The organism is Vibrio cholerae ATCC 14035, assembly GCF_000621645.1.
Lineage (GTDB): Bacteria > Pseudomonadota > Gammaproteobacteria > Enterobacterales > Vibrionaceae > Vibrio > Vibrio cholerae.
In genome coordinates this window covers 66,925-93,547 of record NZ_KK211322.1, presented here as the reverse complement: position 1 = coordinate 93,547, position 26,623 = coordinate 66,925, and the positions used below count along the sequence as shown (strand labels likewise).

The following is a 26,623-nucleotide window of genomic DNA, read 5'->3' as shown; positions in this document are numbered from 1 at the left end:
GTATGACAGAGTCTAAAAAGAAAACGCTAGGCATCCTAGCCATTGCTGGTGTTGAGCCATATCAGGAGAAGCCGGGTGAAGAGTATATGTCACCTGGGCAAATCACACATTTTACAAAGATTTTGGAAGCGTGGCGCAACCAACTGAGAGAAGAAGTGGACCGTACTGTTCACCACATGCAGGATGAAGCAGCCAACTTCCCAGACCCTGTTGACCGAGCTTCTCAAGAAGAAGAGTTCAGCTTAGAACTGCGTAACCGTGACCGCGAGCGCCGTTTGATCAAGAAAATCGAAAAGACCCTCGACAAGATCAAAGAGGAGGATTTCGGTTACTGTGAATCGTGCGGTGTGGAAATCGGTATTCGCCGTTTAGAAGCGCGCCCAACAGCCGATCTCTGTATCGATTGCAAAACACTGGCTGAAATCAAAGAAAAGCAAATGCTTGGCTAAGATGGAACAGTAAGGAAAAGGGAGCACAAGCTCCCTTTTCTTGTTTCTTTGCATTTGAAAGGTAAATCGCCCTATGAACTATATTGGTCGCTTCGCCCCCTCTCCTTCTGGTCCATTACATTTTGGTTCTTTGATTGCGGCGTTGGGAAGCTATTTCCAAGCCAAAGCACAACAAGGAACTTGGCTGGTCCGTATTGAAGATCTCGATCCGCCCCGGGAAATGCCGGGAGCAGCCGCGCACATTTTGCGTACATTAGAAGCCTACCGCCTGCACTGGGATGGCACTGTGGTTTACCAAAGCCAGCGTCACGCCTTATACCAAGATCAAATCGATGCTTGGCTAAGCACAGGTCAAGCTTACTACTGCCAGTGCACCCGAAAAGCCATCAAAGCCATGGGCGGCTTTTATAACGGCCACTGCAAAATCCATCCGCCAGCGCGGCAGCAAGACTGCTCGATTCGGCTACGAATGGATAATCAGGTGCAACAATTCATTGATTTGAAACACGGCACCATCACCATACCCAAGGCATTAGCAGAAGAAGATTTCATTATTAAACGCCGAGATGGTCTGTTTGCTTACAATCTTGCTGTGGTGCTGGATGATATTGATCAAGGCGTGACTCAGGTGGTACGCGGCGCCGATTTGATAGAACCGACAGGGCGGCAAATCAGCTTGTATCACACTTTAAAACAAAAGCCGGTCAGCTACTTACATTTGCCTTTGGCGATGGATGGGAACGGGAATAAACTCTCGAAACAGAATCACGCTCCGGCCATTGACCCAACCGCGCCTCGGCAGACCATTTCCCATGCGATGCAGTTTTTAGGCTTTACGCTGCCCACGGATTTTTCCGATGCCAGCGCAGAGCAAATGCTGGCTTGGGGCTGCCAACATTGGCAGGTGAGCCAGCTACCGGAAGCGATCGAGATCACACCAAGATTCTCAAATGGTCCTGCTTAAGCTATTATTAGCGCCAAATTCCGTCCGTTTGAGCGTCAAATTAAGCAGCGTAGCGCTTACAGCGGCAACAGCAATCATTGTCAGAAGCACATGAATAATAACGATTTTGAACCGAGCAACACTCGCACATATCCAGACTTAGCTTTGACCATCATTCCGCGTCAGGAACACCCTATCTCGCGTCAGCAGATCAGCGAAAATGCGCTGAAAGTGCTCTATCGTCTGCATGGTGCGGGGTTTGAGGCCTTTCTGGTCGGCGGCGGTGTGCGTGATTTACTTCTGGGTGGCAAGCCGAAAGACTTTGATGTGGCCACCAACGCAACCCCCGAGCAGTTACGCCAACTGTTTCGCAACTGCCGTCTGATTGGTCGCCGTTTCCGTCTCGCGCACATTATGTTTGGACGCGACATCGTCGAAGTCGCCACTTTCCGTGGCCATCATCAAGAGTCGAGTCAGAGCCAAAATATCGCTGCACAATCCGAAGCGGGTATGCTGCTACGTGATAACATGTACGGCACGATTGATGAAGATGCCGAGCGCCGCGATTTCACCATCAATGCCATGTATTACAACATTGCAGACTACAGCATCCACGACTATGCCGGCGGCATGGAAGATCTGGAAGATCGTTTGGTGCGCCTGATTGGCGATCCGGAAACGCGTTATCGTGAAGATCCGGTACGCATGCTGCGCGCGGTACGTTTTGCGGTCAAACTCGATTTTGATATCGAAGAAGATACCGCGGCGCCGATTGAGCAACTTGCGCCATTGCTGCGTGACATCCCTGCGGCTCGTCTCTACGAAGAATCGCTCAAAATGCTGCAAGCGGGTCATGGTTTAGAAACCTACCACTTAATGCGTCAATACAATCTGTTCCAGCAACTTTTCCCAACTATAGCCGAGCATTTTACTGCCGATCACAGCTCAAAAACTGAGCAGATGTTGGATTTGGTGCTGGATGCGACCGACATTCGGGTTGAAGAAGATCTGCGCATCAATCCGGCCTTTATGTTTGCCGCCATGCTGTGGTATCCGATGATTGATCTCGCGGATCGCTTAATGGAATCGCTCGATCTCAATGAGTTTGATGCCATTACCGAAGCCAGCAACCGCATCTTAGATGAAGTGGTCAAGCGTATCGCTATTCCGCGCCGCCACACCACTACAGTTCGTGATATTTGGCAGTTGCAACAGCGCTTACCCCGTCGCAGTGGTAAAAGGGCCTTCCGTCTACTTGAACTGAACAAGTTCCGTGCAGGCTTTGATTTCCTCGAAATGCGTGGCGAAATTGAAGGCGGTGAAACCAAACAATTAGCGGAATGGTGGGCCACCTTCCAAAGCGCGGGACGCAATATGCGCCAAGCCATGGTGGGTGATATCGGTAATGCAACGGGCAGCAGCAAATCTGGCGCTCGCCGCCGTAAACCATCCCGCAACAAATCCAAGAGTAAATCCAGCGAATGATGCTTGCCTACATTGCGATTGGCAGTAATTTGGGCGACCCTGTCGCCCAAGCACAGCTGGCCATACAACAGCTTACTCTCTTACCGAAGTCGCGCCTTATCGCGGCTTCATCGCTCTATAGCAGCACTCCGATGGGGCCGCAAAATCAGCCTGATTACATCAACGCTGTCGCCGCCATCGAAACCGAATTAACGCCACTGGAATTGCTCGATTGCACACAACGCATTGAGCTAGAACAGGGGCGTGTCCGTAAAAGCGAACGATGGGGACCGAGAACCCTCGATCTCGATATTGTGCTTTACGGCAATGAGGTGATAGAGACCGAGCGCCTCACCATTCCTCACTATGGAATGAAAGTACGTGAATTCGTGCTTTACCCGCTCGCGGAAATCGCACCAAATTTAACCCTCCCAGACGGGACTGAAATCCAAGCGTTATTGCAACAAGTACCGCTCAATGGGCTCAGCATTTGGCACTCGCCAACGTCGAGTAAGGACTAAACATGAAAAAAATTACCATAAACGACCTGATGAAATGGAAGCAGGAAGGTCGCAAATTTGCTACATCAACCGCTTATGATGCGAGTTTTGCTCAGTTATTTGAGAGCCAAGAAATGCCCGTCTTATTGGTCGGTGATTCACTTGGCATGGTGTTACAAGGAGAAACCGACACCTTACCCGTGACGGTGGATGACATTGCGTATCACACCCGCTGTGTGCGTAAAGGCAGCCCCAATTGTCTGCTGATGGCTGACATGCCTTTCATGAGCTACGCCACACCAGAACAAGCGTGTGAAAACGCGGCCAAACTGGTTCGCGCCGGTGCAAACATGGTGAAAATTGAAGGTGGCGATTGGTTAGTCGACACCGTAAAAATGTTGACTGAACGTGCAGTGCCTGTGTGTGCTCACCTCGGTTTAACGCCGCAGTCGGTCAATATTTTTGGTGGCTACAAAGTACAAGGCCGCGAGCAAGATAAAGCGGATCGCATGGTACGTGATGCGTTGGCTCTGCAAGAAGCGGGCGCACAAATTGTCCTGCTAGAGTGCGTTCCAGCCGAACTCGCCAACCGAATTACTCAAATTTTGGATGTTCCCGTAATAGGTATTGGCGCGGGTAATGGTACTGACGGCCAAATTTTGGTGATGCACGATATGTTTGGAATTTCGGCGAACTACATGCCAAAATTCTCGAAAAATTTCTTGGCTGAGACTGGCGATATTCGCCAAGCCGTTGCCAAATATATCGAAGATGTTGCCAGTGGCGCGTTTCCCGATCTCGCCCACACCATTGCCTAAGGAGTCATACATGCAAGTTTTTGCTGACATCGCCGTTCTTCGCGAGCAGATCAAACAGATCAAGCGCGAAGGTCGCCGCGTCGCTTTTGTACCGACCATGGGTAATTTACACGAAGGCCATTTAACCCTGGTTCGTAAAGCTCGTGAGCTCGCTGACGTCGTCGTGGTGAGTATTTTCGTCAATCCGATGCAGTTTGATCGCGCAGAAGATTTGAAAAATTACCCACGTACGCTTGAAGAAGACCTAAGCAAACTCAACGGCGAAGGGGTTGATCTGGTTTTAACGCCGACACCCGAAACCATGTACCCACAAGGGTTGGATAAGCAGACCTTTGTTGAAGTGCCAGGGCTCTCTTACATGCTCGAAGGCGCATCGCGTCCGGGACATTTCCGTGGCGTCGCGACCATTGTCACTAAACTGTTTAATATTGTGCAGCCAGATGTCGCTTGCTTTGGCGAAAAAGATTTCCAGCAATTGGCGGTGATCCGTCAAATGGTAGAAGACTTGTGCATGGATATTGAGATTGTAGGCGTAGCGACCGTACGTGAGTTAGATGGCCTTGCCATGAGTTCACGTAATAATTTGCTGACGCTGGATGAGCGCCAACGTGCGCCCGTTTTGGCGCGCACTATGCGCTGGATCAGTAGCGCCATTCGTGGTGGTCGCGATGATTATCCATCAATCATTGAAGATGCAGTGGATCAGTTGCGTGCGGCCGATTTAGAGCCAGATGAAATCTTCATCCGTGATGCACGCACTCTGCTACCTATCAGCAGTGAGAGTAAGCAAGCCGTGATCCTGATGTCCGCTTTCCTCGGTAAAGTGCGTTTGATTGATAACCAAGTTCTCGATCTGCAAACCGACACCAAAGCCAGTAGCGAAGAAGAATAATCCTCTTGTCTCTGGATCAAAAAAGGTCAACCTCGGTTGACCTTTTCTATATCGATTGTCTGATTAGCTGCGCAGCCCTTTGCCTTTGGTCACTAAATAATGCGCCACACAGTACAGCGCCACCACAAATGCCATTAACACTGCAAACGAAGTCATGATATCCACATCCGACACGCCAAGGAAACCGTAGCGGAACGCATTGACCATGTAGACAATCGGATTGATCTTCGAGACACTTTGCCAAAACTCCGGCAGCAAGCTAATCGAATAAAATACCCCACCAAGGTAAGTCAGCGGCGTCAGCACGAAGGTCGGAACAATTGAGATATCATCAAACGTTTTGGCAAACACCGCGTTAATCAATCCACCGAGTGAAAACACCACCGAGGTTAAAAATACCGTCGCAATAATGATGCCCCAATGATCGACCTGCAAATCGACAAACAATAGTGAAACCGCTGTCACCATAGCCCCCACCAACAATCCACGCGCGACGCCGCCCATCACGTAACCTGCGATAATCACATAGTTTGGCACAGGAGCGACTAACAGCTCTTCAATGTTCTTTTGAAACTTAGAGCTAAAGAAAGAGGATGCCACATTGGAATAAGAGTTGGTGATCACCGACATCATAATGAGACCGGGTACGATGTACTCCATGTAGCTGAAACCGTTCATCTGGCCGATTCGAGAGCCAATCAAATTACCGAAGATGATGAAGTACAGCGTCATAGTGATGGCGGGTGGAACCAAAGTTTGCACCCAAATACGGGTAAACCGGTTAATTTCTTTGCCGAGCAGACTACAAAATGCCGTCCAATAAATTTGATACATGCTGATTAACCTCGCTTACCACTGTTGACTATGCTGACAAACAGCTCTTCCAAACGGTTCACTTTGTTGCGCATCGACAGCACTTTCACCCCTTGTTCGGTAAGTTGGGTAAACACATGGTTGATCCCTTGGCTTTTTTCTAATTCAATCTCCAGCGAGCCTTCCACCATCTGCTGTTTAACCACTCCTTGCAGCGGTGCAATGGGTGCGTTGCCATCCACATCGAGAACAAACGTCTCAACGTGCAACTTATCAAGCAGAGATTTCATGGTGGTGTTTTCAATCAGCTCGCCGCGTTGAATGATGCCAATATGGCGACAGAGCATTTCCGCTTCTTCGAGATAGTGAGTGGTGAGAATGATCGTCACACCTTGCGCGTTGATTTGCTTGAGAAACTCCCACATGGAACGGCGCAGTTCGATATCAACGCCAGCGGTTGGCTCATCAAGAATCAGCAGTTGCGGCTCATGCATTAATGCACGCGCAATCATCAAACGGCGCTTCATGCCGCCAGAGAGGTTTCTTGCTCGTTCGCTGCGTTTTTCCCACAAATCGAGCTGAGTCAGGTACTTTTTCGCGCGCTCTTTGGCTAACGCTTTCGGTACGCCATAGTAACCGGCTTGCTGCAAAACAATCTGCTCGACCGTTTCAAACGGGTTGAAGTTAAATTCTTGCGGTACTAAACCAAGCTTCTGTTTGGCAAGTTCCAGTTGAGAATCGAGATCGTAACCAAATACTGTGACTTTGCCGGAGGTTTTATTGACCAGCGATGAGATGATGCCAATGGTGGTCGACTTCCCCGCACCATTGGGTCCCAGCAGAGCGTAAAAATCGCCTTTTTTGACTTGTAGACTAATGCCTTTGAGGGCTTCAAAGCCACCGGCATAGGTTTTTCTAAGTTGTTCTATTTCCAGTGCGTACATGGTAGGAACCTTGTTATCAATAACAACAAGGATGTTGCGCTTGTATGGCGCTTTTTCAACCCTTTATACCAAAACTACTTGGAATTGCAGCTAGGCGGCAAGTAAGTGACAAATTTGTCTGGAACAAATTTGCACAGCCATCGGCTGGCCTTTGGTGAGAGCCAAGGATGGCTCTCATAATCCCCATGAGCATAGATAAACTGTGTGATTGGGGTGAGCAAACGTAGCCAATACCGCTGCAACTTCAAGTAGGAAGGGGATATTGGCTAAGGGCAATGATTAATACAGAAATAGCTAATATTATAGGCTTGCCCTGCATTCAAAGATCAGAGACAAAAATGCCGCATGACTGCGGCATTTCGGCCATCACCATCAACGCCGAGTTACGTATTCACCTGTTTGACTGCCGCATTAAGCGCTTCATAACGGAAGGTAAACATATTCTGATCCGGAACCAGATCTATGACCTTAAACTTTTCTAATTCGGCACGCGTTTTTTCATTAGGACAGAGTAAATAGACTTCACAATGCGCTTCCTGCGCATCACGAATCGCGTTTTCTAACGCCAAGCCAACGGTGACATCAATCATAGGGACATCGGTTAGATCGAGAATCATCGCTTGATATTGATCGACACTGCTGTGCTGGCGCGTAATGGCTTTCGAGACACTGAAAATCATCGGCCCTGATAGGTAGAAAAACAGCACCTTACCATTGGCTTTATCCAGCAGCTTACGTTCACTCTCCGTCAGTGGCACATCATCGTCATCCGCGTCACTGATCGCCTTGACTTGGCGTGCCTGCTCACGGCTTAAACGTTCAATAACCAGAATGTTGGAGATGAACACACCAAGGCCAACCGCCACAATCAGATCGACAAAAACGGTCAGCAACATAACGCCATACATGATGGCCATACCTTGCAGACTGATTTTGTGCGCACGTTGAATAAATGCCCAGTCGAGGATATTCACCCCAACATACACCGCGATACCGGCCAATACCGCCATGGGGATTGGCTCAGTCAACCCACCAGCGACTAACACCACCAGCGCCAACATTAAAGCGCGAGTCACACCAGACAATGGCGAACGAGCGCCCACTTGAATGTTGGTGACTGTGCCCATGGTGGCTCCCGCACCGGGTAAAGCACCAAATAATCCCGCGACCATATTGGCAATTCCCTGCCCTTGCAGCTCGCGATCCGAATCATGCTCTTTACGCGTGAGAGAATCGCCAATGACTGCCGTTAACAGCGTATCAATACAACCCAGCGTACCGAGTACAAGGGCATCAATCACCATGGTCACGACAATATCGCCAGTGAAAGTAGGGACGACGATACTCGGTAAACCTGCAGGGATTTCACCAATCCGGCGAATATCATCAGTATCAAAGAAAATCACCGAAAACAGAGTCACGACGACCAAGGCGACCAACTGCGCAGGAACTTGCTTGCGGTATTTTTGTGGTAAAAAAAACAAAATTCCGAGGGTGAGTAAGCCCAAAAACAGCTCGCTGAATTTTAAATTGGCGAGCAAATCGGGCAACGCAGATAAAGTCCCAAGCACACCGCCACCAGGAGAAGGGTGCCCGAGCAGTGGTGAGAGTTGCAGGATAATCAGGATCACCCCGATACCGGACATAAAGCCTGAAACCACGCTGTATGGCATCAGCGTAATGTATTTACCGAGCTTGAGAGTACCGAGCAAAATCTGAAATGCACCGGCCATCATGACAACGGTAAAGGCAATCGCCGCGCCCGATTCAGGGTAACGTGCCACCATGGCGGTTAAAATCGCCGTCATGATCACCGTCATCGGCCCTGTTGGCTCTGAAATCAGAGTGGAGGAGCCTCCAAATAAGGCGGCAAAAAAGCCGACTAAAATGGCACCCCACAGACCCGCCTCTGCTCCTGCACCGGAAGCGACCCCAAACGCTAACGCTAATGGCAGTGAAATGATGGCGGTGGTTACCCCACCAAACAGGTCACAACGTAAATTAAGATCCGCAAATCTAGCCTGAAACACGCACTATTCCTTAAGGTGTCATCGAATGACCCTAGTTTAAAACCAATGTTGTAAAAACACGTCAGATGAGTTAAGCAGAAAGTAAATTAGATGAGCTTGAATTTGTAACATTGTGTATATTGTTGGCAATTATTTAAGGGAAGTAAGATGCCAGAAATTAAACAACTTTTTGAGAACAACTCAAAATGGTCTGAATCGATCAAAGCAGAAACTCCGGAATATTTTGCCAAACTCGCTAAAGGGCAAAACCCGGATTTTTTGTGGATAGGATGTGCAGACAGCCGAGTGCCAGCCGAACGGCTCACTGGCCTTTACTCGGGGGAATTATTTGTCCACCGTAACGTTGCCAATCAAGTTATCCATACCGATCTCAACTGTCTTTCTGTCGTTCAGTATGCGGTCGATGTGCTGCAAGTCAAACACATCATTGTGTGCGGCCACTATGGGTGTGGTGGGGTTACTGCGGCGATCGATAATCCACAACTTGGCTTAATCAATAACTGGTTGCTGCATATTCGCGATTACTACCTTAAACATCGTGAATATCTCGATCAGATGCCTGCCGAAGATCGCTCCGATAAACTGGCAGAAATCAATGTCGCCGAGCAAGTCTACAACTTGGCTAACTCAACCGTGTTACAGAATGCTTGGGAGCGTGGACAAGCAGTAGAAGTACACGGTTTTGTCTACGGTATCGAGGATGGCCGACTGGAATATCTCGGTGTACGCTGCGCGTCACGCAGTGCAGTGGAAGATAATTACCACAAAGCGTTAGAGAAGATACTCAATCCGAATCATCGCCTACTGTGTCGTTAATTCTCTCCAAAGAGCAACGCCCACGAGTGCGTGGGCGTTGTCGGCAATCTTTTATTGTCAATCGTGAGCTTAGGTTATTCCGCCAAAGGCACCACTTTGCCAATATAAGGTAGGTGACGATATTTCTGCGCGTAGTCGATACCGACACCGACCACAAATTCGTCAGGAATTTCAAAACCGACCCAATTCACTTCAACGTCCACTTCACGACGGGTTGGCTTATCCAATAGTGTGCAAATACGGATCGATTTAGGCTCACGCAGCGCCAGAATCTCTTTCACTTTGTTTAAGGTATTCCCTGTATCGATAATATCTTCCACCAGCAATACATCTTTACCTTTGATGTCATCATCGAGATCTTTCAGAATGCGCACATCACGTGAGCTTTGCATACTGTTGCCATAGCTAGAGGCGGTCATAAAATCGACTTGATGAGTCAGATGAATTTGACGAGCAAGATCCGCCATAAAAACAAAAGAACCACGCAGCAATCCAACCAAAACTAAATCACTACTCCCTTGATAATGCTCAGTGATCTGTTGACCTAATTCGCGAATGCGCTGGGCGACCTCTTGCTCAGAAATCATGACTTCAACTGTGTGTTTCATACCATTCTCGTTGTGTTGGGCGATGTCAGTATCGCTGACTTTGGTGGCGCGTATAGTACCACTTCACTCAAATCCTGTTAATCGTTTCCCTACTCATCCTCGCTTTGTTATGTACCCACTCAATAAAACAAGCTGAAACGACAAATAATTAACATAGTTGCACATTTTTCACCCAACAGAGATTGACCTTGAATATATGCACCATTACACTCATAGGGCTTTAAGTAGCAAATAACAAAATAATCATTAGAGCAAAATGCTCAATCAACAACTCAATTGGCAAGGATATACCCCTATGGACGCATCAATCGAAAAACGCCCTCGAACTCGGCTATCGCCTCAAAAACGCAAACTACAACTGATGGAAATCGCGTTGGAAGTGTTTGCTAAACGCGGCATTGGTCGTGGTGGTCACGCAGATATTGCCGAGATTGCGCAAGTCTCCGTTGCAACAGTGTTCAACTACTTCCCAACTCGTGAAGACTTGGTTGACGATGTGCTGAATTTTGTGGTTCGTCAGTACTCCAACTTCTTGACCGATCACATCGATCTTGATTTGGATGTGAAAACCAACCTACAAACTCTGTGCAAAGAGATGGTGAAATTGGCGATGACCGATTGTCACTGGCTCAAAGTCTGGTTTGAGTGGAGTGCTTCAACCCGTGACGAAGTTTGGCCACTGTTTGTTTCCACCAACCGAACTAACCAACTGCTGATCAGAAACATGTTTATGAAAGCGATGGAGCGTGGCGAATTGTGTGAGAAACACGATGTCGATAACATGGCCAGCCTGTTCCACGGCATCTTCTACTCCATCTTCTTACAAGTGAACCGTTTAGGTGAACAAGAAGCAGTGTATAAGTTGGCCGATAGCTACCTCAATATGCTGTGTATCTATAAGAACTAGTTTCTTGGGCAGCACAAAGGGCGCATCCGCGCCCTTTTTTGTTTTCAGATGGGTATCACTTCCAGCGGTAATAAATATACCTAAACGACTTGGTGTTGCAGGCCGGCGGCAAATGAGTGAATCCCCACGAGCATAGATACACTCTGTGATTGGGGTGAGCAAATTCTGCCAACACCGCTACAGCTTCAAGTAGGAAATGGATAGAAGAGAAAATTATTCGCCTAAATTCTCCAAGCCCCATTTATACAATGCATTCTTTTTCAACTGGTGAATTTCAGCCACTAAGGCAGCAGCTTTTTTCAATGGCAGCTCTTTAGTCAAAATCGTTAAGGTGCGTAGAGCCTCATCTGGCAGTTGCTGCTCACCCGCATCCCGATATCCATGCACCAACAGCACCATTTCGCCTTTCTTACGGTTATCATCTTCAGCAATCCACGTAATCAACTCAGCCAAAGGCATACCTTGAATTGTTTCGAAGGTTTTGGTGAGTTCACGGGCAAGTACCACTTCACGCTCGCCACCAAGTACATCTAACATATCTTGCAGTGACTCGCAGATCCGGTGTGGCGATTCATAAAAAATACAGGTACGGCTCACTTTCGCGATCTCTAATAGTTTATCCTTACGTGCTTTGCTTTTTGCCGGCAAAAAACCTTCAAAGCTAAAACTATCAGATGGCAGGCCTGATGCACTCAGCGCTGTGATCACCGCACATGGCCCTGGAAGTGGCACAACTTTAACGCCTGCTTGACGACATTGAGTGACTAAATGATAACCTGGATCACTGATCAGAGGCGTGCCAGCATCGGACACTAAGGCAATCGATAGACCAGAGAGCAGTTTATCCACTAAGACTTGGGCTTTCTGCTGCTCATTATGATCGTGCAAAGCAAACGTTTTGGTCGAGATGTTGAAGTGAGCTAATAATTTTCCGGTATGACGCGTATCTTCAACGGCAATCATATCGACACTGGCTAATACATCCAGAGCGCGTTGTGTGATGTCACCCAGATTACCAATCGGGGTTGGGACAATATAAAGAATTGGAGCACCATTTGGCACGGTTTTATTATCTGTCATTTGTTTACCATCACATCAACGATTAATATAGAGACAATTTTACACGGACTAACGAAAGAACTCATGGCTATGAACCACCATCAGCGACGCAGTGTACCACGCTTACTCACTCCGATTGCATTATCAATCGTTTTATCGGCCTGTTCGACTCAACCTTCGTCACCGGATGTGGTCGATATTACCGCTCAACCACTCTTAACGGCGCAGACGTATTTGATGCGAGCCGATGCCAGCCAAGGTAATCAGCAAAATGATTGGCTGATCATGGCTCTCAAAGCCGCCATAGAGGAAAACAATCCCGATCAAGCCCAACTTCTGATCATGCGCTTGGCGAAACAGCCCTTGACTCCAACTCAGCAGGCGCAGTGGCAACTGCTGCGCGCTCAGTTATTAGCTAATACCGAACAATATCAAGAAGCTCTAGAGCAACTGAGTTTCCAAGCCAATTGGTCGTTACCTCAAGTTCAATGGCAGCAATATCACCAGCTTCGTGCGGACATATTCACGGCTCTGGATCGCTCTTTTGACTCCACTCGTGAGTTAGTGGCGCTGTACGGCCTTTCATCCAACAAGGACAAAGAAGCATTAGCGGATCAAATCTGGGCAAACCTCAATCACTACTCCGCCAGCAAAATTATCAAGCTTTCTACTGAGCCCGATGAAGCGCAGTTGGATGGCTGGCTACAGCTTGCGATCTATATGAAAACGCTGGGTAGCGATCTACCACAACTGAAAAATACCTTAGAAAAATGGCTGGCTGAAAATCCGCAGCACCCAGCGGCAATTTATACCCCTAAAGCCATTACCGATATTTTGGCTTTAGAAATCGTCAAGCCGACTAACACCGCTTTACTGTTACCCTTGACTGGTAAATTTGCTAAGCAGGCCCAATTTATTCGTGATGGATTTGTGTTTGCCATGATGAACGATGCCGATCGCCAAACAAACGCGACGTTGACAATCATCGATACCAATGCCGAAACGCTCGAATCTGTTGATGCGATTCTGACCAGCAAACAAATTGATTTTGTTGTGGGTCCACTGATCAAAGGTAATATCGAAAAACTGCAGCAATTCCAACAAAGCCGTGGCCAAATGATCCCAACGTTGGCGCTGAACATCCCGGATCAAATTGATACGACGGCGGGCGCTTGCTATCTCGCTCTATCACCTGAACAAGAAGTCGCACAAGCGGCGAAACATCTGTTCACTCAAGGCTACCGTTACCCACTGATCCTCGCGCCCCAAAACGCTTATGGTGAACGTGTGGTTGAAGCCTTTAATGAAGAGTGGCGTCGTTACAGCAAAAACAAAGTGGCAGTGAATCTTTTTGGCGACAAGCGTCAATTACAACGCAATATCAACTCCATTTTTGGCTTACAGGATAGCCAACAAAACATCGCGCAGATGGAATCTCTGCTTGGTATGGGCTTAGAGAGCCAACCTCGTAGCCGCCGTGATATCGATGCTGTGTATATTGTCGCAAACAGCTCAGAACTCACCTTGATCAAGCCATTTATTGAAGTGGCTATCAACCCTGATACCCGTCCACCAAAACTGTTCTCGAACTCGAACAGCAACACAGGTGGTCGCCAATACGAAGATTTGTCAGGCGTGACTTACAGTGATATTCCACTGCTGATACAGCCAGCGCCAAGTATCAAAGAGCAGCTAACCCAAATCTGGCCCGAAAGCTCAAATGCAGAGCGCCGCTTGCAAGCTCTGGGGATGGATGCCTACCGTTTGATGGTGGAACTTCCACAGATGAAAATCGTCGAAGGCTATACGATTGATGGACAAACGGGTGTGCTAAGTATTGATGAACAATGTGTGGTTCAGCGTGAAATCAGCTGGGCAGAGCATGGTGTTCGTTAATTCTAGGCACCAAGGAAATCATTATGAACAAATGGCGGCGGACTATCTTCGCCGCCAAGGCCTTACTCTAGTCACACAAAATGTGAACTACCGTTTTGGCGAATTAGACTTAATCATGCGTGATGGAAACACATTAGTGTTTGTCGAAGTACGCTATCGAAACAACACTCAACATGGTCACGCCGCGGAAACCGTCACAAGAACCAAGCGTGCTCGCTTGATCAAAGCCGCAAATTGTTGGATGCTCGCCAACAAGATGAATAGTCACAGTGCGGATTTTCGTTTTGATGTGATTGCCATTCATCAACAAGGGCAACATATTGATTGGTTAAAAAACGCTATTACTGAAGGATAAACAATGCTCGATAGCATTAAAGACAGTTTTACCGAAAGCATTCAAATTCAAATCGCCGCAGCGGAGGCGTTACCCGATGCCATTATGCATGCCGCACAAGCCATGGTGGCGAGTTTACTTAACGGTCATAAAATTCTCTGCTGCGGTAACGGTGGCTCGTCGGTCAATGCACAACAATTTGTTTCTTGCCTTCTAAATCGCTTTGAGACCGAACGCCCAAGCTTACCGGGAATGGCTCTGACTGCAGATAACACGACGCTCACCGCCGTCGCTAACGACTACCACTATCAAGAAATCTTCTCAAAACAGGTTCGAGCTTTTGGCCAACCCGGTGATATCTTGCTTGCAATATCAACCAGCGGTAACAGTAAAAATATCATCAAAGCAATGGAAGCGGCCGTAACTCGCGACATGACGATCATTGCTCTCACAGGCAAAGATGGCGGTGAAATGGCCGGACTGCTTGGTGAAAATGACGTGGAAATTCGGATCCCATCACACCGTACCGCTCGCATTCATGAAGTTCATATGGTAACGCTACACTGCCTATGTGATTTGATTGATCAAGTGTTATTCCCAGCCCATGAAGAGTAAATATGAAAAGCATTAGACTTCTTATCGTTTCCGGTTTGCTCGCCACTCTAACAGGGTGTGCCGGACTGTTTATCGCGGGTGCCGCAACCACAGCCAATATTGTGACCGATCCGCGCAGCACGCAAGAGATCTGGCAAGATAACAATGTTGAACTTGAAGTTGCAGGCCTTGCCAATAAAGAACCTTACCGCAAAGATGCGCGCATTTCTGCCGTTGCTTACCGTGGAACCGTCGTTTTATTGGGACAGTCACGCAATGAAGCGATCTTAGAGCAATTTATTGCTCAGGCTCGTCAACTCAAAGGTGTCAAAGAGCTGCATAACCAAGTGCAAATTAAAGCGCCACTCTCCGTTGGTGAAATCAGCAACGATAGTTGGATAACCACCAAGGTAAAATCGGCGCTTTTAACGAAATCTGAGCTCAACGGCATTAAAATTAAAGTGGTGACAGAGGATCGCGTCGTTTATCTGTTTGGATACGTTTCTCCTGAACACGCAGAGATGGCCATTGGTGTCGCAAGAAATATCATAGGTGTGAAACAGGTTGTGAAGGCGTTTGATTACGCTCAGTAACGATTTTGAGAGTGGGATATGAAAAAGGCAGCGATGACCACTGCCTTTTTGATTTCATGAGATTTATTTACTTCACGACACGTAAACTCGGTTTGCCTCTAGGGCGTGGAGTCTCTTCAGTGTGCTCAACCGCAACATCGCTTTCCAGCTCAATCAAGGAGTCATCTGAATCAATCTCTTCAGGAAAATCCATCATATCTAGATAAGCAGGCTCCGGCTCAAACATAGTGCCTGCGCCATTTTCACGGGCATAAATGGCCTGCACAGCATAAATAGGCACGATAACCAAATGAGGACGACCACCGAAACGGGCATTAAAGGTCACTTCATCATTGCCCAACTCTAGGTTTCCCACTGCTCGTGGAGCAACATTCAGAATAATTTGACCATCTTGAACGTATTCAAGTGGTACCTTCACGCCCGGTAAAGTGGCATCAACGACGAGGTGCGGCGTTAATTCATTTTCCAGTAACCAATCATAAAATGCACGTAGCAAATATGGTCGGCGTGGTGTCATGTGACCAATATCCATTCCGGCATCCATTAGCGAGCCAGACGCATCTCGCGTTCAGCTTCAGTCAGTGAAGCCAAGAATGAATCACGTTCAAATACACGGTTCATATACACTTTCAGCTCTTTTGAGCCAGGGCCAATTAAATCAATGCCCAGCACAGGCAAACGCCATAACAGTGGAGCAAGATAGCAATCGATCAGACTGAACTCTTCACTCATGAAGTATTCAAACTCAGCAAACACAGGCCCTAAAGTTAACAGATCATTGCGTAGCTTATTACGTGCATTTTCAGCAACTTCAGGAGAACCATTCACTACTTTTTCTGCCAATGAATACCAGTTTCTTTCGATACGATAAATCATCAGACGGCTGTTACCACGTGCAACTGGGTAAACAGGCATAAGTGGCGGATGAGGGAAACGCTCATCTAAGTATTCCATGATGATCTTTGAGTCATACAGAGCAAGCTCGCGATCAACCAGTGTTGGAACTGTTTTATAAGGATTTAGCTCAATCAGTTCCGCTGGAAGGTTGTTCTCATCAACCAACTCAACTTCAAAACTGACGCCTTTTTCAGCTAGCACAATGCGAACCTGATGGCTATACATGTCAGATGCACTTGAAAATAGAGTCATCACAGAACGTTTGTTGGCAGCTACAGCCATGGAGCCCTCCAGTACAGATGCGGGTACAAAAAATCAATGGAGGCTAGAGCCTCCACTGATGAGTTAACAATCGGGAATTAGCGCAGCATAATAGCACAATTAGTGCACATCACGCCAATACTCTTTCTTGAGTGCGACAACGACAATGGTGAAGATCACTAAGAAACCCATTGTCCACCAGCCTAAGTTTTGGCGCTCAAGCTTCATCGGCTCACCGGAATATTCCAAGAAATTCACCAAGTCACGTACTGCTTGGTTATATTCCCCTTCACTCAATTCACCGTTTCCACGTGACTTCACGCCAACCACATGTTGAACCTCATTGCCATCGACGACTTTGGTTTCAAAAATAGGCTCAGGAGTACCTTGAAGCTCTTCAAGAACATGGGGCATACCTACGCTTGGAAACACAATGTTATTCACGCCAAAAGGACGTGAAGGATCCGTGTAAAATGAGCGCAAATAGGTATACAACCAATCGGTTCCACGCACACGAGCAACCAGTGTCAAATCTGGTGGTGGCGCACCAAACCATTTCGCTGCCGATTTATCGGGAATCGCATTTTCCATCAATTGACCAATTTTGGTCTCAGGATCAAAAATCAGGTTTTCCTTCATTAAATCAGCTGGGATGCCAAGATCATTGGCAACCCGTTCATAACGTTGATATTGAGTAGAATGGCAACCAAAGCAGTAATTCATAAACAGCTTGGCACCATTTTGTAGCGAAGCCTGATCCGTCAAATCGTTATTCGCTTTATCTAAATGCACATTTGCTCCAGCCGCCATCGCCAGTGAAGGCAGCATAGCAAACAAAACTACAATCCATTTTTTCATTTGTATGTCACCCTTGTTGGTAATGGCTTAGTGGCTTCGTTTTTGCTGTAGAAGAACAGCAACACAAAGAACATGAAGTAACACAAGCTAAATATCTGAGCCAACAGTGTGTAGGTTGGAGTTGCAGGTAGCGCGCCTAAAATCCCTAAGGCAATAAAGCTAACAGTGAACTGGGCAATATTGAATAAATGGAATTTGCTACGATAACGGTAAGAACGAACCTTACAACGATCCAGCCAAGGTAACAGGAACAATACAACAATCGATGCCCCCATCGCGATAACCCCTAGCAGCTTATCTGGAACCGCACGCAAGATGGCGTAAAACGGCGTAAAGTACCAAACAGGCGCAATATGTTCTGGTGTTTTCAGTGGGTTAGCTGCTTCAAAGTTGGGCGGCTCAAGGAAGTATCCTCCCATCTCTGGATTGAAGAACAACACATAGCAGAACAAGAATAAGAATCCCGCAACACCAATTAAATCTTTCACCGTGCCATAAGGATGGAATGGGATCGAATCGATAATGTCGTACTTCTTAGTGTAGTACTCATGGAATTTAAACTGTGATTCGTAGCCTTCACCCATTGAACCTTTTGGCAATTTAGTCTCAATACCATCAGGGTTATTTGAGCCAACTTCGTGCAGAGCCAGAATATGCAGCACGATCAAAAGCAGTAATACGATTGGCAACGCAATCACATGCAAAGCAAAGAAACGGTTTAGTGTGGCACCAGAAATGACATAGTCACCACGGATCCACAGCGTGAGATCATCACCAATAACCGGAATTGCACCAAACAGCGAAATGATTACCTGTGCGCCCCAGTAAGACATCTGTCCCCAAGGTAACAAGTAGCCCATAAAGGCTTCTGCCATCAACACAAGGAAAATCAGCATACCGAAGATCCACAATAGCTCACGAGGCTTTTGGTATGATCCATAAATCAAGCCACGGAACATGTGCAGATAAACTACCACGAAAAATGCAGAAGCCCCGGTTGAATGCATATAACGCAATAACCAGCCGTACTCCACATCACGCATGATGTATTCAATCGAAGCAAAAGCGCCCTCTCCCGATGGCACATAGTTCATGGTTAACCAAATACCGGTCAGGAGTTGGTTGACCAAAACCAACATCGCAAGCGAACCAAACAGATACCAAAAGTTAAAGTTCTTTGGCATTGGGTATTCTGAAAGGTGTTTCTTGTACGCATTCATGGCAGGTAGGCGTTTTTCTACCCAATCAAGTAGAGCTTGCATTATGCCTCCCCTGTCTCATCAAGACCAATCACGATCCGCGTATCACTGAGATACATGTGCGGCGGGATAACAAGATTTAGTGGTGCCGGAACAGCTTGGAATACTCGCCCTGCCATATCAAATTTTGAACCATGACATGGACAGAAGAATCCAGACTTAACCCCTTGGACTTGCTCAGAAAAAGAATCTGGAAGATAAGTTGGTGAGCAACCCAAATGAGTACAAATACCGACTGCGATAAAGTACTCAGGCTTAATCGAACGATAAGGATTCTGAGCATAATTAGGCTGTTGTAGCTCGTCAGAATTCGGATCACGAAGTTGGTTTTCGTGACTTTTCAAACCTTCAACGACAGCTTGTGAACGACGAACCACCCAAACAGGCTTACCACGCCATTCAACACGAACCATCTGCCCTTCTTCGAGTTTACTGATTTCAACCTCGACAGGGGCACCGGCCGCTTTTGCTTTCGCGCTCGGGTTCCACGATTTTATAAAAGGTACGGCAACCGCAACGGCTCCTAAACCACCCACAACGGCCGTTGTAGCGGTCAGAAATCGTCTGCGGCCTTGATTTAGAGGCGCATTACTCATCCAGACATTCTCCCATTTGCTCCTTATGGATCCTGCTTATTCCGTTTAAAGAGCAAGGCTAACAAACACGAGTTTATTTTGTATTTATTTGATAGCAAATGATAAATAAAACCCTACTTTTTGACAAGATAAAGCTACCTTTCTGTAACATTTGTCAATTCAAATCGCTCGCGGCATCACAAAAGGAACAACTTATTTATCGAGTATTGAGAAGAGGGGAATTAGGAATCTGCCAAGCAGACCTTGAGATGTAAAAAACCCGGCCATAAAGCCGGGTTTTTGAACCACATCCAGTAACACTGGAGCGTATTTTTCCAAAAGGAAAAATTAACGCTTAGAGAACTGTGGACGACGACGTGCTTTACGTAGACCCACTTTCTTACGTTCAACGCGACGAGCGTCACGAGTAACGTAGCCAGCAGCACGTAGAACAGGACGTAGAGACTCATCGTATTCCATCAGAGCGCGAGTGATACCGTGACGGATAGCACCTGCTTGACCAGAAATACCACCACCTTTAACAGTGATGTACAGATCCAGTTTCTCTACCATGTCAACCAGTTCAAGAGGTTGCTTAACAACCATGCAAGAAGTTGGACGACCGAAGTACTCTTCAAGGCTACGCTTGTTGATTACGATGTTGCCGCTGCCTGGTTTAATAAAAACACGAGCAGCTGAGCTTTTGCGACGGCCAGTGCCGTAGTATTGATTCTCTGCCATTTCCGAAATCCCCGATTAGATGTCCAGTACTTTTGGTTGTTGAGCAGCATGGTTGTGCTCAGCGCCAGCGTAAACTTTCAGCTTACGGTACATAGCACGGCCTAGAGGACCTTTTGGCAACATACCTTTAACCGCTAACTCAAGTACCATTTCTGGCTTACGCTCAATCAGCTTCTCGAAGCTGAATGACTTCAGGCCACCTGGGAACTCAGAGTGACGGTGGTACATCTTGTTCTTAGCCTTGTTACCTGTAACAGTAACTTTCTCCGCATTAACAACGATGATGTAATCACCAGTGTCAACGTGTGGAGTGTATTCAGCTTTGTGTTTGCCACGTAGGCGAGATGCAATTTCACTTGCTAGACGGCCAAGAGTTTTACCTTCAGCGTCTACAACGTACCAGTCGCGTTTTACAGTTTCTGGTTTAGCAACGAAAGTTTTCATGCTAATAATAACCCGTTAATTTAAATTTACACTTCAAGGAGCTTTCGCTCCCACTGTCTAAGAGCCCAGTCATCACCCCTTCGAGTGGGTGGCACTCTCGGCCACAAAGGACCTGCAGTAACGGTGGGTCGCAGGATTATAGAGAAGGGCGCAGAAAAAATCACCTTTTTTTGCATGAAAAGAGAAAAAAAATCCACGCCTTACTGGGGAAGCCATTTTGTGCTCAGCCCAAGTGCTCCTTCGCTAAGTAATCATGACTTTGCATTTCAATTAAGCGTGATTGGCAGCGTTTAAATTCAAATTCTAACAAACCATCGGTATACAGATCGGTAAGGGGCACTTCAGCAGAAATAATTAACTTTACATGTCGCTCATAAAACTCATCCACCAGCGCAATAAAGCGCCTCGCGGCATCATCGCTACTTTTGTTCATCTGTTTGACATCCGCCAGCAGCACGGTGTGATAAATTTTCGACAGCTCAATATAGTCATTTTGGCTACGTGCCGTTTGGCATAACTGAGCAAAGGTCGCATACAATACTCCGTCTCCTGCCGCTTCAACCGTAATCATTCGGTGATTCACGTCGATCTGCGTCTCTGGAGTCTGCTCTGAGCTGATCAACTGCTGGAAGTAACGCTGTAGGTTATCGGTCGCTTTACTGTCTAAAGGGTAATGATAAATTTCCGCTTGCTGTAAGGTTCTCAAACGATAATCGACACCACTATCTACATTTAGGATCTGACAATGCATTTCCACCAACGCAATTGCAGGTAGGAATCGGGCTCGCTGTAACCCATTGCGGTACAAATCCTTGGGGGCAATATTCGAAGTGGCTACCAATACGATACCGCGTCTAAATAAGGCCTCGAACAGAGTTCCAAGGATCATCGCATCGGTAATATCCGAGACGAAAAACTCATCAAAACAGATAATGTTTGCCTCAGCACAAAAGCGATCAGCCACAATTTCAAGCGGATCACTGACGTCTGATAAAGTGCGTAATTCATCGTGCACCCGATACATAAAGCGATGAAAATGAACCCTAAGCTTCTTTTCTGTCGGCAAGGCTTCAAAAAAAGTATCCATAAGATAGGTTTTACCGCGTCCGACACCTCCCCACATATAGAGACCTTGTGGCGGTTGCGTCACTGTTGGCTTCTTACCGATGAGCTTTTGCCATACAGAAGGTCGTACCACTGGCTGATTGAGGTAATTTAGCCATTGGTGATACAAATTATCTAAGGCATCGACGGCACGTGCCTGTGCTTCATCACTATAAAAATCAGTGCGTTGTAAATCTTTTTCGTATCGCTGCTTCGGAGTCATCTTGGTCTACTACAGTTACAAGGAGAGCCATAAACGCAAAATAGCTGACGTGCATTTTGCTTTATCCAACTTGGGTCTCATAGTAACATGTCCCTCGTACATGTGTAACCGATGGGTAAAAAACATGTTAAATAACAACAATAAGGAGCTGTTATGCCTTGGATCTATGCCATTGCTGGATTGCTAGTGGGGATTGCTGTCGGGATGCTGATTGCTCGTTTGACTACCCCTCAATATAAGACGCAGAAGAACCTGCAAAAAGAACTCGAGAGCGCAAAATTCACCTTAGAGCAGCAGCGCCAAGAACTGTCTGATCACTTTGCGCAGACAGCAGAAATGCTCGATACCCTGGGAAAAGATTACACTAAGCTGTATCAACACATGGCGAAAACCGCTACCGATTTGATCCCCAATTTACCTGAGCAAGATAACCCATTCAGTAAATTGGCTCAGCAAAAAGAAGAGAGCAAACAGCCAGAAGAGCTCGAACAACCACCTAAAGATTACGCATTGGGTGCCACAGGACTTTTGCGCGGTGAAGAAAAAGCAATCATTCGCTCAGCGGATTTGCTTAACGCCAAAGCCAGCTAATCGATTCCCGCTACTTTACGGTGAACTTTGTAAAGGTTTTTGAGTCATAACTCGCAGACTGTCAGTTGAAGTTTCTTGAAATGGACATATTTTCTACTTCAACCGGACGTTAATTTGTTGAGGAGCTTATGATGAAAAAACCTTTACTTGTTTTAACTGCTCTGTCTCTTAGTTTGAGCGCGATTCTCTCGCCTTTGCCTGCAACTGCAGCGCTTCCTCTCTCAGTCAATGGAGAGCAGATTCCTAGCCTAGCCCCCATGCTTGAAAAAGTCACACCCGCCGTGGTGAGCATTGCTGTGGAAGGGACTCAAGTTTCAAGACAGCGTCTGCCGGATCAGTTTCGTTTTTTCTTCGGACCGGATTTTCCGACCGAACAACTCCAAGAGCGACCTTTCCGTGGCTTAGGTTCTGGGGTCATCATTAACGCTGATAAAGGGTATGTCGTCACTAACTACCATGTCATTAATGGTGCTGAAAAAATTCGCGTCAAACTGTATGACGGTCGCGAGTTTGATGCAGAACTTGTCGGTGGTGATGAGATGTCTGATGTCGCCTTGCTCAAGCTAAACAAAGCGAAAAACCTCACTGAGATCCGTATCGCGGACTCCGATAAACTGCGAGTCGGTGATTTTGCAGTGGCCATCGGTAACCCATTTGGCTTAGGGCAAACTGTGACCTCTGGCATTGTCTCAGCCTTAGGGCGTAGTGGTTTGAATATCGAAAACTTTGAAAACTTCATCCAGACCGATGCCGCCATCAACAGCGGCAACTCAGGAGGAGCTCTGGTTAACCTTAATGGTGAACTCATCGGTATCAACACCGCGATCCTTGGTCCAAACGGTGGCAACGTCGGTATAGGTTTTGCCATCCCATCGAATATGATGAAAAATCTGACCGATCAAATTCTTGAGTTTGGTGAAGTGAAACGCGGCATGCTGGGTGTACAAGGCGGTGAAATCACTTCCGAACTGGCTGATGCGCTCGGCTATGAATCCTCAAAAGGTGCTTTTGTCAGCCAAGTGGTTCCTGACAGTGCTGCGGACAAAGCGGGCATCAAAGCGGGTGACATCATTACGTCGCTGAATGGTAAAAAAATCGATACCTTCTCTGAGCTACGCGCGAAAGTCGCGACCCTAGGCGCAGGAAAAACCATTACCCTTGGAGTGCTGCGTGATGGTAAGAATCAAAATATTGATGTAACGCTTGGGGAGCAGCAAAATGCCAAGACCAAAGCAGAATCACTGCATCAAGGTTTGAGCGGCGCGGAGTTAAGCAACACCACTGACAGCGATCCTATTCAGGGCGTTAAGGTTACTGAGGTTCAAAAAGGCTCTGCCGCTGAATCTTACCAGCTACAAAAAGACGACATTATCATTGGCGTTAACCGTAAGCGGGTGAAAAATATCGCCGAGTTGCGTGCGATTATGGAAAAATCACCGAATATTTTGGCATTAAATATCCAACGTGGAGAGAGAACGCTTTACTTGGTTGTTCGTTAATTATCACTCAGCGTTACCGCTCATTGAGCGGTAACGCTTTCTTTCCCTCAAAAATCCCCAAACTTGCACAAAAACTTATTCATAAGCTACAGATGCAACTTTGGCGAAATGCCTTTCCAGTGTTATTCTTGCCCACTCGCAGTGAGGAATTTAGTCAATATTGAGTTGGGGAAACTATGCTGAAATTTTGGGTTCGCTCAATCAGCCTTGGGTTGTTGGCTGCGATTGCCATTATTATGGTGACACCCTCACTACGCGCCAAATTAATGCCCGTTGTCGAACAACCACGCAACATCGGCGCTCTACAAATCTCATTTAATGAAGCGGTACGCAAAGCCGCCCCTGCCGTCGTCAATATTTATAACCGTAAATACAGCGAAAATGATCGCCGTAAACTCTCGATTCAAGGTTTAGGATCCGGTGTCATTGTCAGCGAAAAAGGCTACATCATCACCAACTACCACGTCGTCGCGCAGGCCGATCAAATTGTCGTTGCTCTACAAGATGGGCGAGCCGCAGCAGCACAATTGGTGGGAAAAGATCGCCGTACCGATATTGCCGTATTACGCGTAGAAGGCACGGGTTTACCAGTGATTCCACTCAATCCAGATTACCATCCTAAAGTGGGGGACGTGGTGTTGGCGATTGGTAACCCTTACAACTTAGGGCAAACCACGACTTTCGGAATTATCTCGGCTACCGGACGTTCATCCATCAGCGCTGATGGTCGCCAAGCCTTTATTCAAACTGATGCCGCAATCAATGACGGCAACTCAGGTGGTGCATTGGTCAATACCCAAGGTGAACTGGTCGGCATCAATACCGCCTCTTTTCAACAAGCCACCGATCTCGAAACTTACGGGATTTCGTTTGCGATTCCCTACTCTTTGGCCAGTAAAATTATGACCAAAATCATTGCTGATGGCCGCGTGATCCGCGGTTATATTGGCGTCGACGGTCAAGATATTAACTCGATGACATCACGTTTGCTGGGGAATGAGCATGTCGGTGGGATCATTATTTTAGGGGTTGACCCGAATGGACCCGCAGCCCGAGCAGGCTTTCTGGAGCAAGATATTTTGCTGAAAATCGACGGTAAAAAAATTAATGGCCGCCAGAATGTCACAGATACCGTCACCGATCTTCGCCCCGGCACTGTGGTGGATTTCACCCTACTGCGTAAGGGTGAAGAGATTGTACTCCCAGTTACGATTGGTGAAGACACTCGTGATTAGACGAGTGTGATTCTGAAAGGTTCCACTCATCGACGATGAGACCTCGACGTTAAAAAATGGAGCACAAAAAAGCGGAGCCCTTGGGCTCCGCTTTTTACTACGAGAACGAGAGTTCTAGCATTACTTCTTAGCCAGCTTCTCTTTGATACGAGCAGCTTTACCAGATAGGTCACGCAGGTAGTACAGTTTGGCACGACGTACTGCACCGCGACGTTTAACTTCAATGCTATCAACTACTGGAGAGTGAGTTTGGAACGTACGCTCAACACCTTCGCCGTTAGAGATTTTACGAACGGTGAATGCTGAGTGCAGACCACGGTTACGGATTGCGATTACGATGCCTTCAAAAGCCTGTAGACGCTCACGGTCACCTTCTTTTACCTTAACTTGAACCACAACAGTGTCGCCTGGTGCAAATTGAGGCAGGTCTTGTTTCATTTGCTCTTGTTCTAGAGCCTTGATGATGTTACTCATTGTCTAAATTCCTAGAATAAACTGATACTAAATTTAATAGGTTACTGATGACGAGTCTCTTTAATGTACTCGGTCAGTAATTGTTCCTGTTCGTCAGTCAGAGCTAGGTTTTCCAGGAGCTCCGGTCTTCTAAGCCAGGTACGGCCAAGCGACTGCTTGAGTCGCCAACGACGAATGTCCTCATGATTGCCGGATTTCAGTACCGCTGGCACTTCTTTTCCGTCCAATACCTCGGGACGCGTGTAGTGAGGGCAATCCAGCAAACCATTGGCAAAAGAGTCTTCTTCTGCTGACGCGAAATCCCCTAATACTCCCGGAATGAACCGCGAGACAGAATCAATCAACGTCATGGCTGGGAGTTCCCCACCCGTCATTACAAAATCACCAATTGACCATTCTTCGTCAACTTCAGATTCAATAATGCGTTCATCTACCCCTTCATAGCGACCGCAAATCAGAATCAGATTCTGGTTTTGCGCCAGCTCTTCCACACCTTGTTGGTCGAGTTTTCGACCTTGCGGAGAGAGGTAAATGACTTTCGTCTTACCCGGTGACGCTTGTTTCGCAGCATGGATGGCATCGCGCAAAGGTTGCACCATCATCAACATGCCGGGACCGCCACCGTAGGGTTTATCATCGACAGTGCGACGTTTGTCATGAGCGAAATCACGAGGATTCCACGCTTCAACTGACAACAACCCTTTTTTAACCGCCTGACCTGTTACTCCAAAATCGGTAACGCTGCGGAACATTTCAGGAAATAGGCTAACGATGCCAACCCACATGTTTCCTCGCTTATTCG

30 protein-coding genes are annotated in these 26,623 nt (G+C 47.1%); 15 read left to right on the top strand and 15 right to left on the bottom strand.

What is annotated here, in order from left to right:
* Window positions 1–2: 2 nt before the first annotated feature.
* The 6 genes from dksA to panC all read left to right on the top strand — a co-directional run bounded on the left by dksA (window position 3) and on the right by panC (window position 5,066).
* Window positions 3–449, top strand: coding sequence for an RNA polymerase-binding protein DksA (dksA, locus tag T411_RS0116165; protein WP_000140367.1), 447 nt, complete (start codon window positions 3–5; stop codon window positions 447–449).
* Window positions 450–522: 73 nt separating this feature from the next.
* Window positions 523–1,413 (top strand): tRNA glutamyl-Q(34) synthetase GluQRS, encoded by an 891-nt coding sequence (gene gluQRS / locus T411_RS0116160; RefSeq protein ID WP_001106433.1) that lies wholly within the window; start codon window positions 523–525, stop codon window positions 1,411–1,413.
* Between the two features lie 90 nt (window positions 1,414–1,503).
* Complete coding sequence (gene pcnB / locus T411_RS0116155; RefSeq protein WP_001062034.1) at window positions 1,504–2,877, top strand: polynucleotide adenylyltransferase PcnB; 1,374 nt, start codon at window positions 1,504–1,506, stop codon at window positions 2,875–2,877.
* The gene (gene folK, locus T411_RS0116150) at window positions 2,874–3,377 is read left to right on the top strand and encodes a 2-amino-4-hydroxy-6-hydroxymethyldihydropteridine diphosphokinase (RefSeq protein ID WP_000978983.1); all 504 of its coding nucleotides are present in this window, start codon (window positions 2,874–2,876) and stop codon (window positions 3,375–3,377) included. Before pcnB ends, folK begins: the two co-directional genes overlap by 4 nt.
* Before the next feature lie 2 nt (window positions 3,378–3,379).
* Entirely contained in the window at window positions 3,380–4,174 is a 795-nt protein-coding gene (gene panB / locus T411_RS0116145; protein WP_000724415.1) for a 3-methyl-2-oxobutanoate hydroxymethyltransferase, read from the top strand.
* Window positions 4,175–4,184: 10 nt separating this feature from the next.
* A complete protein-coding gene (panC, locus tag T411_RS0116140) occupies window positions 4,185–5,066 on the top strand; it encodes a pantoate--beta-alanine ligase (protein ID WP_001195750.1) in 882 nt (293 codons plus the stop codon).
* A gap of 63 nt (window positions 5,067–5,129) precedes the next feature.
* Here panC and T411_RS0116135 read toward each other — a convergent pair whose 3' ends face one another.
* From T411_RS0116135 to T411_RS0116120, 3 genes are all read right to left on the bottom strand, one after another.
* Window positions 5,130–5,900: an ABC transporter permease gene (locus T411_RS0116135; protein ID WP_000284384.1), complete on the bottom strand. Its 771-nt coding sequence runs from the start codon at window positions 5,898–5,900 to the stop codon at window positions 5,130–5,132.
* Between the two features lie 5 nt (window positions 5,901–5,905).
* The gene (locus tag T411_RS0116130; RefSeq protein WP_000271062.1) at window positions 5,906–6,823 is read right to left on the bottom strand and encodes an ABC transporter ATP-binding protein; all 918 of its coding nucleotides are present in this window, start codon (window positions 6,821–6,823) and stop codon (window positions 5,906–5,908) included.
* Between the two features lie 383 nt (window positions 6,824–7,206).
* On the bottom strand, window positions 7,207–8,853 hold the full coding sequence (locus T411_RS0116120) for a SulP family inorganic anion transporter (RefSeq protein ID WP_000484911.1): 1,647 nt from the start codon (window positions 8,851–8,853) through the stop codon (window positions 7,207–7,209).
* Between the two features lie 147 nt (window positions 8,854–9,000).
* Between T411_RS0116120 and can the strand changes: the two genes are divergently transcribed.
* Complete coding sequence (can, locus tag T411_RS0116115; RefSeq protein ID WP_001114117.1) at window positions 9,001–9,669, top strand: carbonate dehydratase; 669 nt, start codon at window positions 9,001–9,003, stop codon at window positions 9,667–9,669.
* Between the two features lie 74 nt (window positions 9,670–9,743).
* Here the strand turns inward: can and hpt are convergent, their stop codons facing one another.
* Window positions 9,744–10,277: a hypoxanthine phosphoribosyltransferase gene (hpt, locus tag T411_RS0116110; RefSeq protein ID WP_000683351.1), complete on the bottom strand. Its 534-nt coding sequence runs from the start codon at window positions 10,275–10,277 to the stop codon at window positions 9,744–9,746.
* Window positions 10,278–10,572: 295 nt separating this feature from the next.
* Between hpt and hapR the strand changes: the two genes are divergently transcribed.
* The gene (hapR, locus tag T411_RS0116105) at window positions 10,573–11,184 is read left to right on the top strand and encodes a quorum-sensing master transcriptional regulator HapR (protein ID WP_000340098.1); all 612 of its coding nucleotides are present in this window, start codon (window positions 10,573–10,575) and stop codon (window positions 11,182–11,184) included.
* 213 nt (window positions 11,185–11,397) lie between these two features.
* Here hapR and rsmI read toward each other — a convergent pair whose 3' ends face one another.
* A complete protein-coding gene (rsmI, locus tag T411_RS0116100; RefSeq protein WP_000131542.1) occupies window positions 11,398–12,264 on the bottom strand; it encodes a 16S rRNA (cytidine(1402)-2'-O)-methyltransferase in 867 nt (288 codons plus the stop codon).
* A 69-nt stretch (window positions 12,265–12,333) separates the two neighbouring features.
* On the opposite strand from rsmI, the gene T411_RS0116095 reads away from it, so the two are divergent.
* The 4 genes from T411_RS0116095 to T411_RS0116080 are packed head-to-tail and all read left to right on the top strand — an operon-like array spanning window position 12,334 to window position 15,660.
* The gene (locus tag T411_RS0116095; protein ID WP_001015481.1) at window positions 12,334–14,139 is read left to right on the top strand and encodes a penicillin-binding protein activator; all 1,806 of its coding nucleotides are present in this window, start codon (window positions 12,334–12,336) and stop codon (window positions 14,137–14,139) included.
* Window positions 14,126–14,494 (top strand): YraN family protein, encoded by a 369-nt coding sequence (locus tag T411_RS0116090; RefSeq protein ID WP_001893625.1) that lies wholly within the window; start codon window positions 14,126–14,128, stop codon window positions 14,492–14,494. The genes T411_RS0116095 and T411_RS0116090 overlap by 14 nt, the downstream gene beginning before the upstream one ends.
* Window positions 14,495–14,497: 3 nt before the next feature.
* Entirely contained in the window at window positions 14,498–15,088 is a 591-nt protein-coding gene (locus tag T411_RS0116085) for a phosphoheptose isomerase (protein WP_000887295.1), read from the top strand.
* 2 nt (window positions 15,089–15,090) lie between these two features.
* The gene (locus tag T411_RS0116080) at window positions 15,091–15,660 is read left to right on the top strand and encodes a BON domain-containing protein (RefSeq protein ID WP_000836326.1); all 570 of its coding nucleotides are present in this window, start codon (window positions 15,091–15,093) and stop codon (window positions 15,658–15,660) included.
* Between the two features lie 67 nt (window positions 15,661–15,727).
* Here the strand turns inward: T411_RS0116080 and sspB are convergent, their stop codons facing one another.
* The 8 genes from sspB to zapE all read right to left on the bottom strand — a co-directional run bounded on the left by sspB (window position 15,728) and on the right by zapE (window position 22,022).
* Window positions 15,728–16,192, bottom strand: a complete 465-nt coding sequence (gene sspB / locus T411_RS0116075) for a ClpXP protease specificity-enhancing factor (RefSeq protein ID WP_000351014.1) — start codon at window positions 16,190–16,192, stop codon at window positions 15,728–15,730.
* An 11-nt stretch (window positions 16,193–16,203) separates the two neighbouring features.
* Window positions 16,204–16,839, bottom strand: coding sequence for a stringent starvation protein SspA (gene sspA / locus T411_RS0116070; RefSeq protein WP_000257304.1), 636 nt, complete (start codon window positions 16,837–16,839; stop codon window positions 16,204–16,206).
* Window positions 16,840–16,938: 99 nt separating this feature from the next.
* Window positions 16,939–17,676: a cytochrome c1 gene (locus T411_RS0116065; protein WP_000758871.1), complete on the bottom strand. Its 738-nt coding sequence runs from the start codon at window positions 17,674–17,676 to the stop codon at window positions 16,939–16,941.
* Window positions 17,673–18,938, bottom strand: a complete 1,266-nt coding sequence (locus T411_RS0116060) for a cytochrome b (protein WP_001148353.1) — start codon at window positions 18,936–18,938, stop codon at window positions 17,673–17,675. Before T411_RS0116060 ends, T411_RS0116065 begins: the two co-directional genes overlap by 4 nt.
* Window positions 18,938–19,531 (bottom strand): ubiquinol-cytochrome c reductase iron-sulfur subunit, encoded by a 594-nt coding sequence (gene petA, locus T411_RS0116055; RefSeq protein ID WP_000063600.1) that lies wholly within the window; start codon window positions 19,529–19,531, stop codon window positions 18,938–18,940. The genes T411_RS0116060 and petA overlap by 1 nt, the downstream gene beginning before the upstream one ends.
* A 327-nt stretch (window positions 19,532–19,858) precedes the next feature.
* Window positions 19,859–20,251 (bottom strand): 30S ribosomal protein S9, encoded by a 393-nt coding sequence (gene rpsI, locus T411_RS0116050; protein WP_000829823.1) that lies wholly within the window; start codon window positions 20,249–20,251, stop codon window positions 19,859–19,861.
* Window positions 20,252–20,266: 15 nt separating this feature from the next.
* The gene (gene rplM, locus T411_RS0116045) at window positions 20,267–20,695 is read right to left on the bottom strand and encodes a 50S ribosomal protein L13 (RefSeq protein ID WP_000847599.1); all 429 of its coding nucleotides are present in this window, start codon (window positions 20,693–20,695) and stop codon (window positions 20,267–20,269) included.
* Between the two features lie 223 nt (window positions 20,696–20,918).
* Window positions 20,919–22,022, bottom strand: a complete 1,104-nt coding sequence (gene zapE, locus T411_RS0116040; protein ID WP_000187995.1) for a cell division protein ZapE — start codon at window positions 22,020–22,022, stop codon at window positions 20,919–20,921.
* Window positions 22,023–22,175: 153 nt separating this feature from the next.
* Here zapE and zapG point away from each other — a divergent pair, with 153 nt between their 5' ends.
* From zapG to degS, 3 genes are all read left to right on the top strand, one after another.
* Window positions 22,176–22,613: a Z-ring associated protein ZapG gene (gene zapG / locus T411_RS0116035; RefSeq protein ID WP_001145863.1), complete on the top strand. Its 438-nt coding sequence runs from the start codon at window positions 22,176–22,178 to the stop codon at window positions 22,611–22,613.
* A 131-nt stretch (window positions 22,614–22,744) separates the two neighbouring features.
* Entirely contained in the window at window positions 22,745–24,112 is a 1,368-nt protein-coding gene (locus T411_RS0116030) for a DegQ family serine endoprotease (protein ID WP_000743130.1), read from the top strand.
* Between the two features lie 176 nt (window positions 24,113–24,288).
* Complete coding sequence (degS, locus tag T411_RS0116025) at window positions 24,289–25,347, top strand: outer membrane-stress sensor serine endopeptidase DegS (protein WP_000911599.1); 1,059 nt, start codon at window positions 24,289–24,291, stop codon at window positions 25,345–25,347.
* Between the two features lie 120 nt (window positions 25,348–25,467).
* Here degS and rplS read toward each other — a convergent pair whose 3' ends face one another.
* Both rplS and trmD read right to left on the bottom strand, forming a co-directional pair.
* Window positions 25,468–25,821 carry a 50S ribosomal protein L19 gene (gene rplS, locus T411_RS0116020; protein WP_000065250.1) on the bottom strand — a complete coding sequence of 118 codons (354 nt, stop codon included), beginning with the start codon at window positions 25,819–25,821 and terminating at the stop codon, window positions 25,468–25,470.
* 41 nt (window positions 25,822–25,862) lie between these two features.
* Window positions 25,863–26,606 (bottom strand): tRNA (guanosine(37)-N1)-methyltransferase TrmD, encoded by a 744-nt coding sequence (gene trmD, locus T411_RS0116015; RefSeq protein WP_000270017.1) that lies wholly within the window; start codon window positions 26,604–26,606, stop codon window positions 25,863–25,865.
* Between the last annotated feature and the right edge of the window lie 17 nt (window positions 26,607–26,623).

Coding starts and splice junctions, on each gene's coding strand:
- rplS (WP_000065250.1), bottom strand. CDS start 25,821: ATGAGTAACATCATCAAGGCTCTAGAACAAGAGCAAATGAAACAAGAC.
- T411_RS0116090 (WP_001893625.1), top strand. CDS start 14,126: ATGGTGTTCGTTAATTCTAGGCACCAAGGAAATCATTATGAACAAATG.
- T411_RS0116135 (WP_000284384.1), bottom strand. CDS start 5,900: ATGTATCAAATTTATTGGACGGCATTTTGTAGTCTGCTCGGCAAAGAA.
- zapE (WP_000187995.1), bottom strand. CDS start 22,022: ATGACTCCGAAGCAGCGATACGAAAAAGATTTACAACGCACTGATTTT.
- sspA (WP_000257304.1), bottom strand. CDS start 16,839: ATGGCTGTAGCTGCCAACAAACGTTCTGTGATGACTCTATTTTCAAGT.
- hpt (WP_000683351.1), bottom strand. CDS start 10,277: ATGAAACACACAGTTGAAGTCATGATTTCTGAGCAAGAGGTCGCCCAG.
- T411_RS0116085 (WP_000887295.1), top strand. CDS start 14,498: ATGCTCGATAGCATTAAAGACAGTTTTACCGAAAGCATTCAAATTCAA.
- degS (WP_000911599.1), top strand. CDS start 24,289: ATGCTGAAATTTTGGGTTCGCTCAATCAGCCTTGGGTTGTTGGCTGCG.
- T411_RS0116095 (WP_001015481.1), top strand. CDS start 12,334: ATGAACCACCATCAGCGACGCAGTGTACCACGCTTACTCACTCCGATT.
- panB (WP_000724415.1), top strand. CDS start 3,380: ATGAAAAAAATTACCATAAACGACCTGATGAAATGGAAGCAGGAAGGT.
- T411_RS0116060 (WP_001148353.1), bottom strand. CDS start 18,938: ATGCAAGCTCTACTTGATTGGGTAGAAAAACGCCTACCTGCCATGAAT.
- T411_RS0116030 (WP_000743130.1), top strand. CDS start 22,745: ATGAAAAAACCTTTACTTGTTTTAACTGCTCTGTCTCTTAGTTTGAGC.
- pcnB (WP_001062034.1), top strand. CDS start 1,504: ATGAATAATAACGATTTTGAACCGAGCAACACTCGCACATATCCAGAC.
- dksA (WP_000140367.1), top strand. CDS start 3: ATGACAGAGTCTAAAAAGAAAACGCTAGGCATCCTAGCCATTGCTGGT.
- gluQRS (WP_001106433.1), top strand. CDS start 523: ATGAACTATATTGGTCGCTTCGCCCCCTCTCCTTCTGGTCCATTACAT.
- trmD (WP_000270017.1), bottom strand. CDS start 26,606: ATGTGGGTTGGCATCGTTAGCCTATTTCCTGAAATGTTCCGCAGCGTT.
- hapR (WP_000340098.1), top strand. CDS start 10,573: ATGGACGCATCAATCGAAAAACGCCCTCGAACTCGGCTATCGCCTCAA.
- can (WP_001114117.1), top strand. CDS start 9,001: ATGCCAGAAATTAAACAACTTTTTGAGAACAACTCAAAATGGTCTGAA.
- rsmI (WP_000131542.1), bottom strand. CDS start 12,264: ATGACAGATAATAAAACCGTGCCAAATGGTGCTCCAATTCTTTATATT.
- T411_RS0116080 (WP_000836326.1), top strand. CDS start 15,091: ATGAAAAGCATTAGACTTCTTATCGTTTCCGGTTTGCTCGCCACTCTA.
- T411_RS0116130 (WP_000271062.1), bottom strand. CDS start 6,823: ATGTACGCACTGGAAATAGAACAACTTAGAAAAACCTATGCCGGTGGC.
- sspB (WP_000351014.1), bottom strand. CDS start 16,192: ATGGATATTGGTCACATGACACCACGCCGACCATATTTGCTACGTGCA.
- rplM (WP_000847599.1), bottom strand. CDS start 20,695: ATGAAAACTTTCGTTGCTAAACCAGAAACTGTAAAACGCGACTGGTAC.
- panC (WP_001195750.1), top strand. CDS start 4,185: ATGCAAGTTTTTGCTGACATCGCCGTTCTTCGCGAGCAGATCAAACAG.
- folK (WP_000978983.1), top strand. CDS start 2,874: ATGATGCTTGCCTACATTGCGATTGGCAGTAATTTGGGCGACCCTGTC.
- rpsI (WP_000829823.1), bottom strand. CDS start 20,251: ATGGCAGAGAATCAATACTACGGCACTGGCCGTCGCAAAAGCTCAGCT.
- T411_RS0116065 (WP_000758871.1), bottom strand. CDS start 17,676: ATGAAAAAATGGATTGTAGTTTTGTTTGCTATGCTGCCTTCACTGGCG.
- zapG (WP_001145863.1), top strand. CDS start 22,176: ATGCCTTGGATCTATGCCATTGCTGGATTGCTAGTGGGGATTGCTGTC.
- petA (WP_000063600.1), bottom strand. CDS start 19,531: ATGAGTAATGCGCCTCTAAATCAAGGCCGCAGACGATTTCTGACCGCT.